General features: G+C 37.6%; 8 protein-coding genes. 4 read left to right on the forward strand and 4 right to left on the reverse strand.

Annotated elements, in window-relative coordinates:
- Positions 1 to 287: 287 nt before the first annotated feature.
- Positions 288 to 1,535 (reverse strand): ABC transporter permease, encoded by a 1,248-nt coding sequence (locus APB85_RS08210; protein ID WP_057481146.1) that lies wholly within the window; start codon positions 1,533 to 1,535, stop codon positions 288 to 290.
- Between the two features lie 169 nt (positions 1,536 to 1,704).
- Here APB85_RS08210 and hisS point away from each other — a divergent pair, with 169 nt between their 5' ends.
- Positions 1,705 to 3,075, forward strand: a complete 1,371-nt coding sequence (hisS, locus tag APB85_RS08215; RefSeq protein WP_057481147.1) for a histidine--tRNA ligase — start codon at positions 1,705 to 1,707, stop codon at positions 3,073 to 3,075.
- Between the two features lie 195 nt (positions 3,076 to 3,270).
- Here the strand turns inward: hisS and APB85_RS08220 are convergent, their stop codons facing one another.
- The 3 genes from APB85_RS08220 to APB85_RS08230 form a co-directional block, all read right to left on the reverse strand.
- The gene (locus tag APB85_RS08220) at positions 3,271 to 4,227 is read right to left on the reverse strand and encodes an aldo/keto reductase (RefSeq protein WP_057481148.1); all 957 of its coding nucleotides are present in this window, start codon (positions 4,225 to 4,227) and stop codon (positions 3,271 to 3,273) included.
- 138 nt (positions 4,228 to 4,365) lie between these two features.
- Entirely contained in the window at positions 4,366 to 4,560 is a 195-nt protein-coding gene (locus APB85_RS08225; protein WP_057481149.1) for a hypothetical protein, read from the reverse strand.
- A gap of 252 nt (positions 4,561 to 4,812) precedes the next feature.
- Positions 4,813 to 5,475, reverse strand: a complete 663-nt coding sequence (locus APB85_RS08230; protein WP_057481150.1) for a haloacid dehalogenase type II — start codon at positions 5,473 to 5,475, stop codon at positions 4,813 to 4,815.
- A gap of 587 nt (positions 5,476 to 6,062) precedes the next feature.
- On the opposite strand from APB85_RS08230, the gene APB85_RS08235 reads away from it, so the two are divergent.
- From APB85_RS08235 to APB85_RS17285, 3 genes are all read left to right on the forward strand, one after another.
- Positions 6,063 to 14,219, forward strand: coding sequence for a malectin domain-containing carbohydrate-binding protein (locus tag APB85_RS08235; RefSeq protein ID WP_103294439.1), 8,157 nt, complete (start codon positions 6,063 to 6,065; stop codon positions 14,217 to 14,219).
- A 274-nt stretch (positions 14,220 to 14,493) separates the two neighbouring features.
- A complete protein-coding gene (locus APB85_RS08240) occupies positions 14,494 to 15,825 on the forward strand; it encodes a site-specific integrase (protein ID WP_037314492.1) in 1,332 nt (443 codons plus the stop codon).
- Positions 15,826 to 16,239: 414 nt separating this feature from the next.
- Positions 16,240 to 16,383 (forward strand): hypothetical protein, encoded by a 144-nt coding sequence (locus APB85_RS17285; protein ID WP_156100706.1) that lies wholly within the window; start codon positions 16,240 to 16,242, stop codon positions 16,381 to 16,383.
- Positions 16,384 to 16,472: the final 89 nt, after the last annotated feature.

Raw genomic sequence — 16,472 nt, forward strand, 5'->3', positions numbered from 1 at the left:
TTCCAGATCAATATCTATTCTAGTTCTTTTTCCACTTCTGTTGTATATCTACACTTAACCTAAGCGCTAAAAAAGCATTTATTACAAATTATTGATTTTTAGGCTTCTGGAATACCTGGTAGAATAAATATTATGTAAAGCTTAGTTTAAGAAAAGGAAGAAAATAGTAATATTTAGCTATCTATTTATGCCTTCAACGGAATTAAATTTAATTTCACTACTCACTACTCACTACTCACTACTCACTACTCACTACTCACTACTCACTACTCACTACTCACTACTCACTACTCATACCTAAGCGATTCTATAGGATCTTGTTTGGCTGCTTTGGCTGCAGGATAACTTCCGGCTAGAATAGCTACTAAAATAGTAATTGCGGTTGCCCAGAGAATAGCAACCCATGGTGTGGTGAAATCAAAATCGGCAGCGGCCGAAACGGCTATCCCAATTAATATTCCAAGAATAATTCCTAAAAGACCACCTAGTTGGCCAATAATAAGAGTTTCCATAAAGAATTGGGTAGCAATAGTTTTTCGTTTCGCTCCCAGGGCTTTTCGCACCCCAATTTCACGCGTTCTCTCGGTTACGCTTACTAGCATAATATTCATTAAAGCTATTGAGGAACCAAAAATAGTAATGATAGAAATAATCCACGCCGCATAATTTAGGTAACTGGTGATGGAGAAAATTCGGTTGATAAGATCGTCACTACGTTCCAGGCCAAAATTATTTTCTTCTATAGGATTGAGTTTTCTAATATTCCTAAAGGTTAAAATAGCCTCATCCTGCGCGCCTTCCAATAACTCTTTATCATCAACTTTCACGCTTACGTTGTAGTTAATTTGCGGCTGGGTAAACATAGAGCGTGCTACCTGAATTGGCATAAGAACCCGTAGATCCTGATTGTTTCCAAAAGTAGAGCCTTTAGATTCCAGGATTCCAATAACCCTAAATTTCCCGCCTCTAATACTAATAATCTTATCTATAGGGTCTGCACCTTTAAAAAGCCCTTCGGGTTTAGCGAAATCAGATCCCAATATGACTACGTTATTATTATTCTGAATATCAAAAATGTTGAATTCACGACCTTTTTCGACGTTAAGGCCAGAATTCTCAAGAAAATTTTCGTTAACACCCAGCACCCTTACTTCGGGATCGGTTTTTTCGTTGATATATTTCACTTCAGCTCCAGAAGTTCCTGTGAAAGAAACTGCAGTTTGCGCCTGCGGATATTGATAATTATCTTCAAATTTCTTTACTTCTCGATAACTGATAATAGGATTTATCTTTTCAACTTCACCGCCGCCCTGGCGTTGTGAATTGAATTCATAGCGTTGGATATTAAAGGTATTTGCACCCATAGAAGCAAAATCACTACTAATAGTGTTTTCTAAGGCGGTCACCGCACTCAAAATTCCAACCAGTGCAGTGATTCCAATAGCGATAATCAAAACGGTAAGTATGGTTCTAAGTAACTGACTTTTAATAGAATTAAAAGCAATGCTTATGTTTTCTCTAAATAACCCTAACATAAAAAGTTTTTTCAGTGCTATCTAGTTAGACATCAATCGTGCAAGAATGTTACTTAAAATCTGAAATTTGTTTGGGTTCATTTAAAATTTAAGATATTTGCAGCACTGTTTCAGTCGCTTTGTGGCGCTAATTTTAAACTAAAAATGGTATTTATACCCTAAAGATTTTATGGCACAAAAACCTTCTATCCCAAAAGGAACTCGTGATTTTAACCCGGCCGAAGTCGCTAAAAGAAATTTTATTTTCGACCAAATTAAAACTGAATTTAAAAAATTTGGTTTTCAACCTATCGAGACGCCAAGTTTTGAGAATTCTGATACCCTGATGGGTAAATACGGGGAAGAAGGAGATCGATTGATTTTTAAAATTCTGAATTCAGGTGATTTTCTTAAAAAAGCAGATGACAAAGCTTACGAAGATAGGGATAGCTTAAAGATTACTTCTTCTATTAGTGAAAAGGCCTTGCGATACGATCTTACGGTACCTTTTGCCCGTTATGTAGTTCAGCATCAAAACGAAATAGATTTTCCGTTTAAACGCTACCAAATTCAACCGGTTTGGCGAGCTGATAGACCACAAAAAGGCCGTTTTAGAGAGTTTTTTCAGTGTGATGCAGATGTAGTTGGGAGTAAAAGCCTTTGGCAGGAAGTGGAATTCGTGCAGTTATATGATGCAGTTTTTTCGGCTTTAAAATTGGAAGGTGTTACTATTAAAATTAATAACCGAAAAGTACTTTCTGGTTTCGCCGAAGTAATTGGCGAAAAAGATAAACTTATTGATTTTACCGTCGCTTTAGATAAACTGGATAAGATAGGGGAAGAGGGAGTTAAAAAGGAAATGCTGCAAAAAGGAATTTCTGAAGATGCCATTGAGAAAATCCAGCCAATTTTTAGTTTAACCGGATCTTTTACTGAAAAAATTGCCGGGATTAAGGAAATTCTAGCTTCGTCTGAAACTGGAAAAGAAGGTATTGAAGAGCTGGAATTTATTGAAAAAGCTATTGCAGAAATGCCATTAAAAACAGCTAAGCTGGATCTTGACGTAACATTGGCTCGTGGACTTAATTATTATACAGGAGCTATTTTTGAAGTTTCGGCGCCAGAAAATGTAAAGATGGGATCAATAGGCGGCGGCGGTAGATATGACGACTTAACCGGGATTTTTGGTTTAAAAGATATGAGCGGCGTGGGAATTTCTTTCGGTTTAGATCGTATTTATTTGGTTTTAGAAGAACTCGATCTTTTTCCTAAAGCTGTTACTCAAAATACCAAAGCACTTTTTATTAATTTTGGTGATAAGGAAGCACTTTATGCGCTAAAAGCCGTGAACAAATTGAGAAGCGAAAGTGTTACTGCTGAACTATTTCCCGATGCAGCCAAAATGAAAAAGCAAATGAATTATGCTAACAAGCGCGAAATCCCATTTGTTATTCTTGCTGGAGAGGAAGAAATAGAAGCTGAAAAATTTACCCTGAAAAATATGAAAACCGGCGAACAGCAAAAAGTTGATTTCGCTGAATTGATAAAGGTTTTAGATTAAAAATTTTTAATCTTGGAAATATTTCATCTCAGCAAGGAATAATTCGATTTTAGAAGGATTATAACGTGGCAATCTTTTTCTGGATAAATTGGATGAGATTGCTTCAGCCGCCGAACAAAGCGGCTTTGCAATGACGGGTAGTTTGTTTTTCTACCATTGCAAAGTTTTAGCTGAAGCAACCTCTTGGTATTTTACCTATTCAGTTTCACTGGCCTTATTTAAAATTTCCATATCTTCTTTTGAAAGCGAAACTTCAATGGCCTCACTAAACGATTTAAGATGAGAAGATTTAGTGGCGCTGGCAATTGGCGCACTCACCCCGGGTCTTTTTATTAACCAGGCAAGAGCAACCCCAGCCTGAGAAATATTATGCTTTTCAGAAATTTGATCCAGACTTTTTAGAACTTTTTCGCCACGCTGATTCAAAAATTTCTCGGTAAACATCTTTCTATCTTTTCCTTCTAAATCTTCTTTTGTACGATATTTTCCGGTAAGGAATCCACTTGCGAGCGAGAAATAAGGAATTACGCCTAGATTATTTTCAGAACAAATTTTTTTAATTTTTCCTTCAAATTTGTCTCGCACCATTAAATTATATTCCGGTTGAAAAACTTCATAAGCCGGTAAATCTTTTTCAGCAGCCACAGTTATGGATTTTTGCAATCTTTCCGCAGAAAAATTTGAAGCTCCAATATGTTTTATTTCGCCACTGGTCATAAATTTTTGATACGCTTCCAATGCTTCTTCAACCGGAGTTTCTTCATCATCAAAATGTGTGAAATAAAGATCTATATAATCGGTTTGAAGTCTTAGCAATGAATCTTTTACCGTACCGGTAAGATAATCTCGAGAATTATCTTTTGGCCCTCCGGGCTGTAAACCAGAGCCACCTTTGGTAATTAGCGTAATCTTATCTCTTAGTTTACGCTCTTTCATCCATTTTCCAATAATTCTTTCTGAAGTTCCGTGTGATACGCCGTCTGCCCAGCGGGAATAAACATCGGCAGTATCTATCGTGGTGAAACCTCGTTCAAAAAGCTCGTCTAGCATCTTGAACGATTTTTTTTCATCTAATGTCCAGCCAAAAACATTGCCGCCAAAGATAATTGGTGCCGATTTTAAGCCTGACTTTCCTAATTTAACTGTTTTCATTTTTTAGCATTTTTACTAAAATTAATGATCACAATTAAGAAAGGCGAATTCTATTTAAGGTTTTGGACAGATCTAACGTTGCGAATAAAACAAAGAAATTGCGAGTAGTAAATAGAAATTTGGCGATTAGTAGCTCATTTATTCTTCGGTAGTACTACCTTTTCTCCTCCATATCACGAAAATAGCGGCTATCGCTCCAAGGCCTAAAACAATAGGGAAAATTTTTGGAGGAGCATCAAGGGTATTTTCCAGTTCAAAAGTAAAGGAGCCAATAAGAACAAAACTTCCTAATATAACGCCCAGGGTCATTAATATCTTTCCTACTATTTTCATGCGCTTTAATCTTCAAAATCTGATTTTCAAAGAGGTTTAGTATTCTTTTTTAACCAGATTATCTTGTTAGTATTCAGTTAAATAGGAATTTATAAGTTAAGTAATAAGAACTGGCGGAAGGTTAATTTAAGGTAAATTAATCGTTAAGTATTTATTCATTTAATGCCTAAAAAAGAAAAAAATATTATCAGGGGAATGAAGGACTATTAGGTTGATTTTGTAATAACTTTTGATTGTGAAAACCTAAAGTTTTTAGTTCAAATTTTCAGCAATCTCATCAATACCGGAAACTGTAATTTCTGGTTTTTTGGCTAAATGATAAAAACTTTTTCCTGGTCTTTCAATAAAACAGGTTTTAAGATTTGCTCTTTTTGCACCAAGAATATCCCAGGCGTGAGCCGCAACCATTAAAGCGTTTTTAGCTTTAGTTTCGTATTTACTTAGTATATATTGATAGCTGTTCGGGTGTGGTTTGTATTTTTCAATTTCTTCAACACTATGGATTCCATCAAAGAAAGAGTCTATTTCGGCAAATTCAAGTTGAGATTTTAATACATCTGGTTTACCGTTGCTAAAAGCGATAAGCTTATAGCCAGAGTTTTTTAATTGTTGCAGGCCGGGTTTCACATCAGGGTAGGGAGGAAGTTTAGTGATCTCAGAAAGTATATTCTTTATTTCTGAATTGGTAAAAGATTTATCAAATTTCCCCGCAATCATTTTAAAAGTCGCAGCAGCTATTTCAGTAAAATTCTTGTAGTTTCCCGTAGTAGTTTCAACCAAAGAGTAATGTAGTAATTTTGGAAACCATACTTCAAAGCCCATCTCATTTTCCAGGGCTGCATTTATTTCTTCCTTTAAAGGAAAGAGGTTTAAGAGGGTCTCATTTACATCGAAGATTATGATTTCCGACTTCATAAAGAATAGATTTTGAAGAGGAAAGATAGGTTTTCTTTAGATAATCGCATAAAAAATAATTTCTGAAAGAACGCATTTTAGTAGCGAGAACGAGAATTGAACTCGGGAAGGTCTGGATTATGGATTCCAAATTCTAACCAACCGAGCTAACTTGTGCAGCAAAAGCTTTCGGTTGGTTTAAGGTTGTATAGAGTAGATTTGTTTAAACTATAATCCATAATTTAGTGCTTATCTCTATTGACTGCTAATTTGTTAAGGTTTATAATTTTTTTCATCTTTTAAAATTAATAGCAATTTTTTTACTAAATTTAGTTGTATAAAATCTCCCCGAATCATTCCCTAATTTCTTTTACTGCCCCTAAAGTTTGTAATCAATTGGCCCAACCCCGTTTGTTGATTGATACATAGTACTAATTGTAATCCCCAACAAGTTTGTTATTAAGTTAATAATAGTCTTAAAGTAGTATAATTGAATTTTTAAAAGCTGGAATTAATTGTTCTATAACATATCTCTGCCCCTGGATAATGAACATCTAGTTTTGATTGAATTATTTACTGAAATCTAATTTTTGAAAAATTATATCGGGATGAAAAAAAATTATTTTTTAAGGGGATGGAATATTATTTTATTAGTAATAATATGCGCATTTATTTTCAGTACAAATTTATACGGACAAAGTTTCTCCCAGAGCAATTTGAATTTTAATGGTAAGGGATCAATCTCCAATGGTACTTCATTAATGTTTGGACCAGACGGGCGTCTATATGTAGCTGAATATACAGGAGCTATCAAAATTTTTACTATTCAACGCACATCAGGAACTGATTATAAAGTGCTTGAAAGTGAAGTTCTTTCAGATATAGCATCTATTCAGGATCACAACGATGACGGTAGTCTCTACAGTACAACATTAAGAGAAACCACGGGCCTTACCGTTGGCGGTACGGCCACCAACCCTGTGATTTATGTAGCGTCCAGTGATTTCAGAATCGGTGGAGGTGGCGGGGGTGGAAGCGGAGATACTAACCTGGATACTAATTCAGGTATAATTACCCGTTTCAGTTGGAATGGAAGTTCATGGGATGTAGTAGATATAGTTCGCGGCCTTCCCCGTTCAGAAGAAAACCATGCTACTAACGGGATGGAATTAGCCACTATAAATGGAGTGAACTACCTAATTGTAGCTCAGGGTGGACACACGAATGCCGGTGCACCTTCAATAAATTTTGCATATACCACAGAATATGCCTTATCAGCTGCGATATTATCGGTTAACCTGGATATGATAAACAGTTTACCCATCAAAATCGATAATGGCAGAAAATATTTATATGATCTTCCTACTCTTGATGATCCAACTCGTCCAAATAAAAATGGTATTACCAATCCTGATATTGCAGGATATGATGGAGTGGATATAAACGATCCATTTGGCGGTAACGATGGACTGAATCAGGCTAAAATTGTACCGGGAGGGCCGGTGCAAATTTTTTCTCCCGGGTTTAGGAATTGCTATGATTTGGTGTTGACAGAAGCTGGGGCTGTGTATGTTACAGAAAATGGTTCAAATGGAGGTTGGGGAGGATTCCCGGTCAATGAGGGAGGGGGGAATGCTACCAATGATTATGATCCGAACGAACCTGGTAGTACAGTTTCTTCAGGCGGAGAGAAAGTAAATAATTTGGATCATTTGCAATTAATTACTCCGAATATCCAAAATTATTCATTTGGTACTTTTTATGGCGGGCATCCAACTCCTGTTAGAGCGAATCCATTTGGAGCAGGTCTTTATACCAATCCTTCTAAAAATGGCACCACCGGCGCTATTTTTAGAACTAAAAAATACCATCCTACAAAGAATACCGGAGATTTTACTAATGATCCAACTATTGGACTTCCCGCCGATTGGCCACCTGTGGCTGTTGCGAACCCTGTGGAAGGAGACTGGAGAGGCCCTGGAATACCTAACCCTGATGGGCCGGTAGATGATATTATTACTACTTGGGGAACAAATACCAATGGGATAGATGAATATACAGCCAGCAATTTTAATGGTGCAATGAAAGGTAATCTTATAGCTGGAGTTAATACCGGGGTATTAAGAAGAGTGGAACTAAAACCAGACGGAAGCCTGAGCAAGCTAACTCCTTCTTTTGTATCGGGATTGGGCGGAGATGCTTTAGGGGTAACTTGTAACAACGATAACGACATATTTCCAGGAACGATTTGGGTAGTTACCTTAAACGGGAAACTTATAGTGCTAGAGCCCCAAGATTTTGGAGAATGTAAATTACCTGGAGATCCTGGTTATGATGCGAATGCCGACTATGATTTTGATGGTTATACCAACCAGGATGAAGAAGATAATGGCACAGATCCTTGTAATGGAGGTTCACAGCCAAACGATTTTGATAAGTCTAACGATGGCTCCAATATTTCTGACCTAAATGATTTGGATGATGATGCAGATGGAATACTGGATGAAAATGACCCATTTCAATTGGGGGATCCACAAGAATCAGGGAGTGATGCATTTTTACTTCCTGTAATCAATGAGCTTTTCTCGAGTAATACAGAATTAGGAGGTTATAAAGGCCTTGGTTTAACCGGGATAATGAATAATGGAATGCCTAATCCTAATTGGTTGAATTGGTTGGATAGGCGTGATGATCCAAATGACCCGAATGATAATGATATTCTTGGAGGAGCAATTGGGGCCATGACCATGCAGATGACTTCTGGAACCGCATTCGGTTCTAGTAATAGTCAGGAAAAAGGTTTTCAATACGGCGTTCAGGTTAATTCTAACTCAGGTATATTTACAGTAGAAGGTGGAATCGCTAATTTTAATGGTCCTGTACAACTATATGGTTCTAATTCTCCTTCTAATGGAGAACTCGGATTTTTTATAGGTGATGGAACTCAGAGTAATTATATAAAATTCGTTATTACACCCAATGGTCTAGTAGCTCTTCAAGAAGTAAACGATATTCCTCAGACGCCTATAAGCATAAATATTCCTGTTTTAGAGCGGCCAGATAGTAGTGTATCGTTTTATTTTGTGGTAAACCCCTCCAATGGTGAGGTAGTTTTTAAATATTCATTTGATGCCGGAGTTCAAGTGACAGCAGGAATTATTACCGCTAAGGGACCAATTTTACAGTCTTTACAAGATGCAAATAAGGATTTGGCTGTTGGGATGATAGGTACTTCGAATACTGTTGGAGTAGAGCTGGAAGGTACTTGGGACTTTCTAAATGTAATTTCCGATGGCCCTACCATCGCTTCAGAACTTTCAGATATAGAAAGAACAGTAGGGGTTGTAACAGAAAACATCAGTCTTTTATCTTATTTTGAGGATAACCAGGGTGTTGAGAATCTCACCTATAGCGTTTCTGGCAACACCAACACTGCTATTGGAGCTACAATATCCGGCAGCACACTCACTATTAGCTATCCTGATTCACCTGCGGTTTCAGCTATTACGATTCGTGCTACCGATGCTGATTCGAATTTTATAGAGCAGAGTTTTAGCGTAAGTGTAATTGAGGAACAGGTGGCAGATGAAGTCCTGTATCGTGTAAATGCCGGGGGACCGGCTATTACTGCGATCGATGGGAAGTTAGACTGGGAGCAGGATACCAAAGCTAATAAATCGTTATACTTAACTCAGGCAGGTATGAATAACACTTATGCAGGAGGAATGACGAGCTATAATAACGAGGTAGATCAAGCTACCACTCCGGTAAGTATTTACAATACCGAGCGTTATGATAGTGGTTCCGGGGCTCCTAATATGACTTATGCTTTTCCCGTGGATAAAGCAGGTATGTATGAGGTGCGTTTGTATATGGGGAATAGTTATTCAGGGACCTCTGCGGTAGGAAAACGAATATTTGATATCTCCATCGAAGGAGTAGTAAATCCTTCCCTGGATGATATAGATCTTTCGAGTAGGTTTGGTCATCAGGTTGGCGGTGTTATCATTAAAGAAGTTGAAGTCACCGATGGGCTTTTAGAGATATCTTTTATCCATGGAGCAATTGAAAACCCTTTAATCAATGGTATAGAGATCCTGGGAGTGGCCTCGGGAGTCCCCAGTACTCCAATTAATGTATCAGCAATTGAAGACCAGGTGAATTTCGAGGGAGATGCTTTAGATGGTAGTCTGGCAGTTTCTGCTAGTGGTGGTGACGGTAATCTAACCTATAGCATAAGCGGAGCTCCTTCAGGAGTAGTCATAGAACCTACCAATGGACAAATAAGTGGAACGATCAGTTCCGGTACAGCAGCAAACAGCCCTTATACCGTTACTGTAACAGTAGATGATAGCGATGCTGAAACCAGTGATGCGGTAGAGATTAGTTTTAACTGGGAGGTTAAATCTGGTATTCCTATTGAGGTTACAGCAATTGAAGACCAGGTGAATTTCGAGGGAGATGCTTTAGATGGTAGCCTGGCGGTTTCTGCTAGTGGCGGTGACGGTAATCTAACCTATAGCATAAGCGGAGCTCCTTCAGGAGTAGTCATAGAACCTACCAATGGACAAATAGGTGGAACGATCAATTCCGGTACAGCTGTAAACAGTCCTTATACCGTTACGGTAACAGTAGATGATAGCGACGCTGAAACCAGTGATGCGGTAGCGCTTAGTTTTAACTGGGAGATCAATTCTGGTAGTCCCACCATCGCTTCAGAACTTCCAGATATAGAAAGAACAGTAGGGGTTGTAGCAGAAAATATTAGTCTTTTATCTTATTTTGACGATAACCAGGGTATTGAGAATCTTACCTATAGCGTCTCAGGCAACACCAACACTGTCATTGGAGCTATAATATCCGGCAGCACACTCACTATTAGCTATCCTGATTCACCTGCGGTTTCAGCTATTACGATTCGTGCTACCGATGCTGATTCGAATTTTATAGAGCAGAGTTTTAACGTAAGTGTAATTGAGGAACAGGTGGCAGATGAAGTCCTGTATCGTGTAAATGCCGGGGGACCGGCTATTACTGCGATCGACGGAAAATTAAATTGGGAGCAGGATACCAAAGCTAATAAATCGATATACTTAACTCAGGCTGGAAACAATAACACTTATGCAGGAGGAATGACGAGCTATAATAACGAGGTAGATCAAGCTACCACGCCGGTAAGTATTTACAATACCGAGCGTTACGATAGCGGTTCCGGGGCTCCTAATATGACCTACGCTTTTCCCGTGGATAAAGCAGGTATGTATGAGGTGCGTTTGTATATGGGGAATAGTTATTCGGGAACCTCTGCTGTAGGAAAACGAATATTTGATATTTCGATCGAAGGAGTAGTAAATCCTTCCCTGGATGATATAGATCTTTCGAGTAGGTTTGGTCATCAGGTTGGCGGGATTATCATTAAAGAAGTTGAAGTCACCGATGGGCTTTTAGAGATATCTTTTATTCATGGAGCAATTGAAAATCCTTTGATCAATGGTATAGAGATCCTGGGAGTGGCCTCGGGAGTCCCCAGTACTCCAATTAATGTATCAGCAATTGAAGACCAGGTGAATTTCGAGGGAGATGCTTTAGATGGTAGTCTGGCAGTTTCTGCTAGTGGTGGTGACGGTAATCTAACCTATAGCATAAGCGGAGCTCCTTCAGGAGTAGTCATAGAACCTACCAATGGACAAATAAGTGGAACGATCAGTTCCGGTACAGCAGCAAACAGCCCTTATACCGTTACTGTAACAGTAGATGATAGCGATGCTGAAACCAGTGATGCGGTAGAGATTAGTTTTAACTGGGAGGTTAAATCTGGTATTCCTATTGAGGTTACAGCAATTGAAGACCAGGTGAATTTCGAGGGAGATGCTTTAGATGGTAGCCTGGCGGTTTCTGCTAGTGGCGGTGACGGTAATCTAACCTATAGCATAAGCGGAGCTCCTTCAGGAGTAGTCATAGAACCTACCAATGGACAAATAGGTGGAACGATCAATTCCGGTACAGCTGTAAACAGTCCTTATACCGTTACGGTAACAGTAGATGATAGCGACGCTGAAACCAGTGATGCGGTAGCGCTTAGTTTTAACTGGGAGATCAATTCTGGTAGTCCCACCATCGCTTCAGAACTTCCAGATATAGAAAGAACAGTAGGGGTTGTAGCAGAAAATATTAGTCTTTTATCTTATTTTGACGATAACCAGGGTATTGAGAATCTTACCTATAGCGTCTCAGGCAACACCAACACTGTCATTGGAGCTATAATATCCGGCAGCACACTCACTATTAGCTATCCTGATTCACCTGCGGTTTCAGCTATTACGATTCGTGCTACCGATGCTGATTCGAATTTTATAGAGCAGAGTTTTAACGTAAGTGTAATTGAGGAACAGGTGGCAGATGAAGTCCTGTATCGTGTAAATGCCGGGGGACCGGCTATTACTGCGATCGACGGAAAATTAAATTGGGAGCAGGATACCAAAGCTAATAAATCGATATACTTAACTCAGGCTGGAAACAATAACACTTATGCAGGAGGAATGACGAGCTATAATAACGAGGTAGATCAAGCTACCACGCCGGTAAGTATTTACAATACCGAGCGTTACGATAGCGGTTCCGGGGCTCCTAATATGACCTACGCTTTTCCCGTGGATAAAGCAGGTATGTATGAGGTGCGTTTGTATATGGGGAATAGTTATTCGGGAACCTCTGCTGTAGGAAAACGAATATTTGATATTTCGATCGAAGGAGTAGTAAATCCTTCCCTGGATGATATAGATCTTTCGAGTAGGTTTGGTCATCAGGTTGGCGGGATTATCATTAAAGAAGTTGAAGTCACCGATGGGCTTTTAGAGATATCTTTTATTCATGGAGCAATTGAAAATCCTTTGATCAATGGTATAGAGATCCTGGGAGTGGCCTCGGGAGTCCCCAGTACTCCAATTAAGGTATCAGCAATTGAAGACCAGGTGAATTTTGAGGGAGATGTTTTAGATGGTAGCCTGTTAGTTTCTGCTAGTGGTGGTGATGGTAATCTAACCTATAGCATAAGCGGAGCTCCTGCGGGAGTGACTATAGAACCTACCAATGGACAAATAGGTGGAACGATCAGTTCCGGTACAGCTGTAAACAGTCCTTATACCGTTACGGTAACAGTAGATGATGGCGATGCTGAAACCAATGATGCGGTAGCGCTTAGTTATAACTGGGAAATTTCAGAAACCGCTGAAAAATGGATTCTTAAAAATGAAAGTGAAAACTATACAGCGAGACATGAATGCTCCTTTGTTCAAGCCGGAGATAAATTCTATTTACTCGGAGGTCGTGAGAATGCTAAGACAGTAGATATTTATGATTATAGTTCTAATACCTGGACATCTCTAAACGGTTCTTTACCATTTGAATTTAATCATTTTCAGGCAGTTGAATATCAGGGATTAATATGGGTAATTGGCGCTTTTGGTGATAATGGATTTCCTACAGAAGTTCCAGAAAAATTTATTTGGATTTTTAATCCAGCAACAAAAGAGTGGATTAAAGGTACGGAAATTCCCTCAGAAAGACAGCGTGGCTCTGCAGGATTAGTAGTATATAATGATAAATTTTATATCGTTGGAGGTAATAGCGATGGACACAATGGTGGTGCGGTTGCCTGGTTTGATGAATTTGATCCTGCTACCGGAACCTGGACCCCTTTAGTTAATGCTCCAAGAGCCAGAGATCATTTTCACGCCGCTGTAGTTGGCGATAATTTATATGCTATTGGCGGAAGATTATCAGGCGGTAATGGTGGTACTTTTAAACCAGTCATACCTGAAGTTGATGTTTATGATTTTAGCACAGCTACCTGGAGTACACTTCCATCTAATAAAAATCTACCTACACCGAGAGCAGCGGCTTCTGTGGTAAATTATGATGAAAAAGTTTTGGTGATTGGTGGAGAGGTCGACAATGAAATAGTATATGGGGAGAATATAAGCGGAGCCCTTAAAATCACTGAAGAATATGATCCAATAACTGGAAGTTGGGAAAGAATGGAAGATTTGAATTACGAAAGACATGGAACACAAGCAATAGTTTCAGGTATGGGAGTTTTTACTTTGTCAGGATCGCCTAAACTTGGAGGAGGTAATCAGAAAAATATGGAATATTTAGGAGTAGATGAGCCCATAGGGATCTTAAGTATTGAAAGTTCGCTAACTGTTCCGTCTTCAGTGCAAGTCCCAAATGACTCTGGTTCGCAGGTTTCTATTTCGGTAACTGGTGGTAATATCGGTAAGATTATTACTTCGATGGAGATTACAGGACCAAACAAAGAAAATTTTGTAATTACTTCTGGAAACTTAATCCACGGATTATTGAAACCAAATAGTAATCACAATGTTCATTTAAATTTCCTCGGAGATACCGCAAATGAAACTGCAAATCTGGTTATTTACTATGATTCTGGTGCAATCGAAACAGTTGCTCTTCAAGGTAATTTAACTAGCACTTTAAAAAGTTCTATATCTTCTGTAGCAATGTATCCTAATCCAGCAGCTTACGAGGTAACTATTCAAATTTCAAATCCAGAAGTAATTGTAGAAGAAATATATGTCTACAATTATAGTGGGATACTTTCTAGAACATATACTTTCCCTGAGAATGAAGAGTCTGGTATTTATAATTTTGATGTAGCTACGCTCCCTTCTGGAGTGTATATAGTGAAGTTAAAAACAAACCAGAGTAAATACATAAATTTGAACTTGATTGTTAAAAGATAATTGTTACTAATAAAAAAATCCCTTCTGAAAAGAAGGGATTTTTTAGTAGCGAGACCGAGATTTGAACTCGGGACCTCCGGGTTATGAACATCGACAAGTAGTTATTCCAAATAGATTAAAAACCGTTAAAATATATGATTATCAGTTAAATACGTAATTTTTGCAATCAATTGAATTCTGTTAAAATCAAGTGATTTTGTACTTATTCTGTACTTATTCTGTACTAGTTTTTAAACTAATTATTTATCTTTATAAAGTTCTAAATTAAATAGTTATGGCTAGTATAAAAATAGTTTTAAGGAAGAATATGATTCGAAAAGATGGAAGAATTCCTCTAGCACTGAGAATTAGTGAGAATTATAAAACTAATTACAAGTGGCTTGGACAGTATGTTTTTGAAAAAGATTGGGATAAAAATGCTGGAATGGCTAAGAATAGTCATCCAAACTCGCAACAGCTCAACATTTTTTTAATGAAGAAAATGGTTGAGGCTAATAACCTATTTTTCCACTCTGAAGATCGTGTTACTCCAAAACAGATCAAGCAAAAATTAAAGGGAGCCAGGGGGCAAAAATCATTTTTTGAATTAGCGGCTGAACGTATAATGGAAAAATATGAGAGGGGAATATTCTCAGTTGCAAAAGGTGATTTATCTATACTGTATAATATTGAAGAATTTTTAAACTTTAAAAGGACTAAAAGGAAGTCAGCGATCATTGAGGATATAAAGGAACGCAGATTGAAACGTATCAGTAATGCTCGTCGTAATAAATATGTATGGATGGATGGGGTAGAGCATTTCAAAAAAAGTAAAGCTCTTTCTTTTAGAGATATCGATGAAGTATTCATTAATAAATACAAAACCTTTTGCTATTCTTATTTAGGACAAAAAACCAGAACTATTACTAATCAGCTTATTTTAATTAGAACCCTGTTTAATTTAGCAATTAAGCAAGGAATTATTGATCAAAAATATTATCCTTTTGCCGGAGATAAGGAAAAAATTAGAATTGGTTCTGGTAATAAAGTAGGACTTAGCGTAGAAGAGGTTGAGAAAATTGAACAGTTGAAATTGGAGGAAAATACTTCTATCTGGCATACGCACAACATATGGTTATTTTCTTTTTATTTCGCAGGAATTCGTATTTCCGATGTGGTTAAAATGAAGTGGTCTGATTTTAAGGACGATCGTCTTTATTATGTGATGAACAAAAATGAAAAAGCACTCAGCCTTAAAATTCCTTTGAAAGCGGAAAAAATTTTAAATTATTACAAAAAGGAGAAACACCTTAATAAAGGTTTTGTATTCCCCTTTTTAAGAAATACCAATCCTAAGGATGCTGAACAAATTTATATAAAAACAAAAAGTGCTACGAAGGTTTTTAATAAATGCTTAAAGCTAATTGCCACGGAATGTGGAATCGAAAAAAACTTATCTAATCACATTGCTAGGCATAGCTTTGGTAATATTGCTGGCGATCGAATTCATCCATTAATGTTACAAAAGCTCTATCGTCATAGTGATTTAAAAACTACCTTGAATTATCAAGCTAATTTTATGCACCGGGATGCTGATGAAGCACTTGATGAAGTTATTAATTTTTAAATTTATATGGATTAAAAGTCTGTAATAACATGATTTATGATGGTTAATCAACCGTTGATAAATATCTGACATTTGGTAATACCAAGTTTATAACCAGAAGGTCTCTCGAGTCCAAGTCCCTCTACTGGCATTGACAAGGTTTCAAGAAATTGAAATCTTTTTTTTTGGACTGGGTACAACATTTTTTGAAAGTCCGAATTCCCTGAAATTTAATATTAATTAAAATTATTCAGAATAAAACCTTATGATAACCGGGATAAATATGGTCGCCATAGCCCAGACTTGGTTATTTCGTTTTATCAAATATTGTGGTGAAGTGACTACAGAATGAACTTTATATTTTAATTGATATTATTAAGATTATTCTATTGTGCCTATCGCAGCTTTGAGACCTTTAGAGGGAAATCCCTATTAGTGAATCCCGCTGATACAGACCGTAAAGGAAAGGAGCAATACACCACAAATGACAGGATGGACACTCAGCTCATTAGTCGGAAACTTATAGACGGTCGTCTGGATAGTATTACTATACGTAATATAGAGCGCGAGGAATTGTGAAGTCTTTTCCGTCGTAGTATTGAACTGATTCTTATGAAATTGGGGTGATATTACAATATAAATAAATAGCTAAAATCAGAATAGTAAAA

Source organism: Salegentibacter mishustinae, from assembly GCF_002900095.1.
In the GTDB taxonomy this organism is placed as follows: domain Bacteria; phylum Bacteroidota; class Bacteroidia; order Flavobacteriales; family Flavobacteriaceae; genus Salegentibacter; species Salegentibacter mishustinae.

Excerpts from the sequence above, each read along its gene's own strand:
- APB85_RS08210 (WP_057481146.1), bottom strand. The coding sequence starts at position 1,535 with ATGTTAGGGTTATTTAGAGAAAACATAAGCATTGCTTTTAATTCTATT.
- hisS (WP_057481147.1), top strand. The coding sequence starts at position 1,705 with ATGGCACAAAAACCTTCTATCCCAAAAGGAACTCGTGATTTTAACCCG.
- APB85_RS08220 (WP_057481148.1), bottom strand. The coding sequence starts at position 4,227 with ATGAAAACAGTTAAATTAGGAAAGTCAGGCTTAAAATCGGCACCAATT.
- APB85_RS08225 (WP_057481149.1), bottom strand. The coding sequence starts at position 4,560 with ATGAAAATAGTAGGAAAGATATTAATGACCCTGGGCGTTATATTAGGA.
- APB85_RS08230 (WP_057481150.1), bottom strand. The coding sequence starts at position 5,475 with ATGAAGTCGGAAATCATAATCTTCGATGTAAATGAGACCCTCTTAAAC.
- APB85_RS08235 (WP_103294439.1), top strand. The coding sequence starts at position 6,063 with ATGAAAAAAAATTATTTTTTAAGGGGATGGAATATTATTTTATTAGTA.
- APB85_RS08240 (WP_037314492.1), top strand. The coding sequence starts at position 14,494 with ATGGCTAGTATAAAAATAGTTTTAAGGAAGAATATGATTCGAAAAGAT.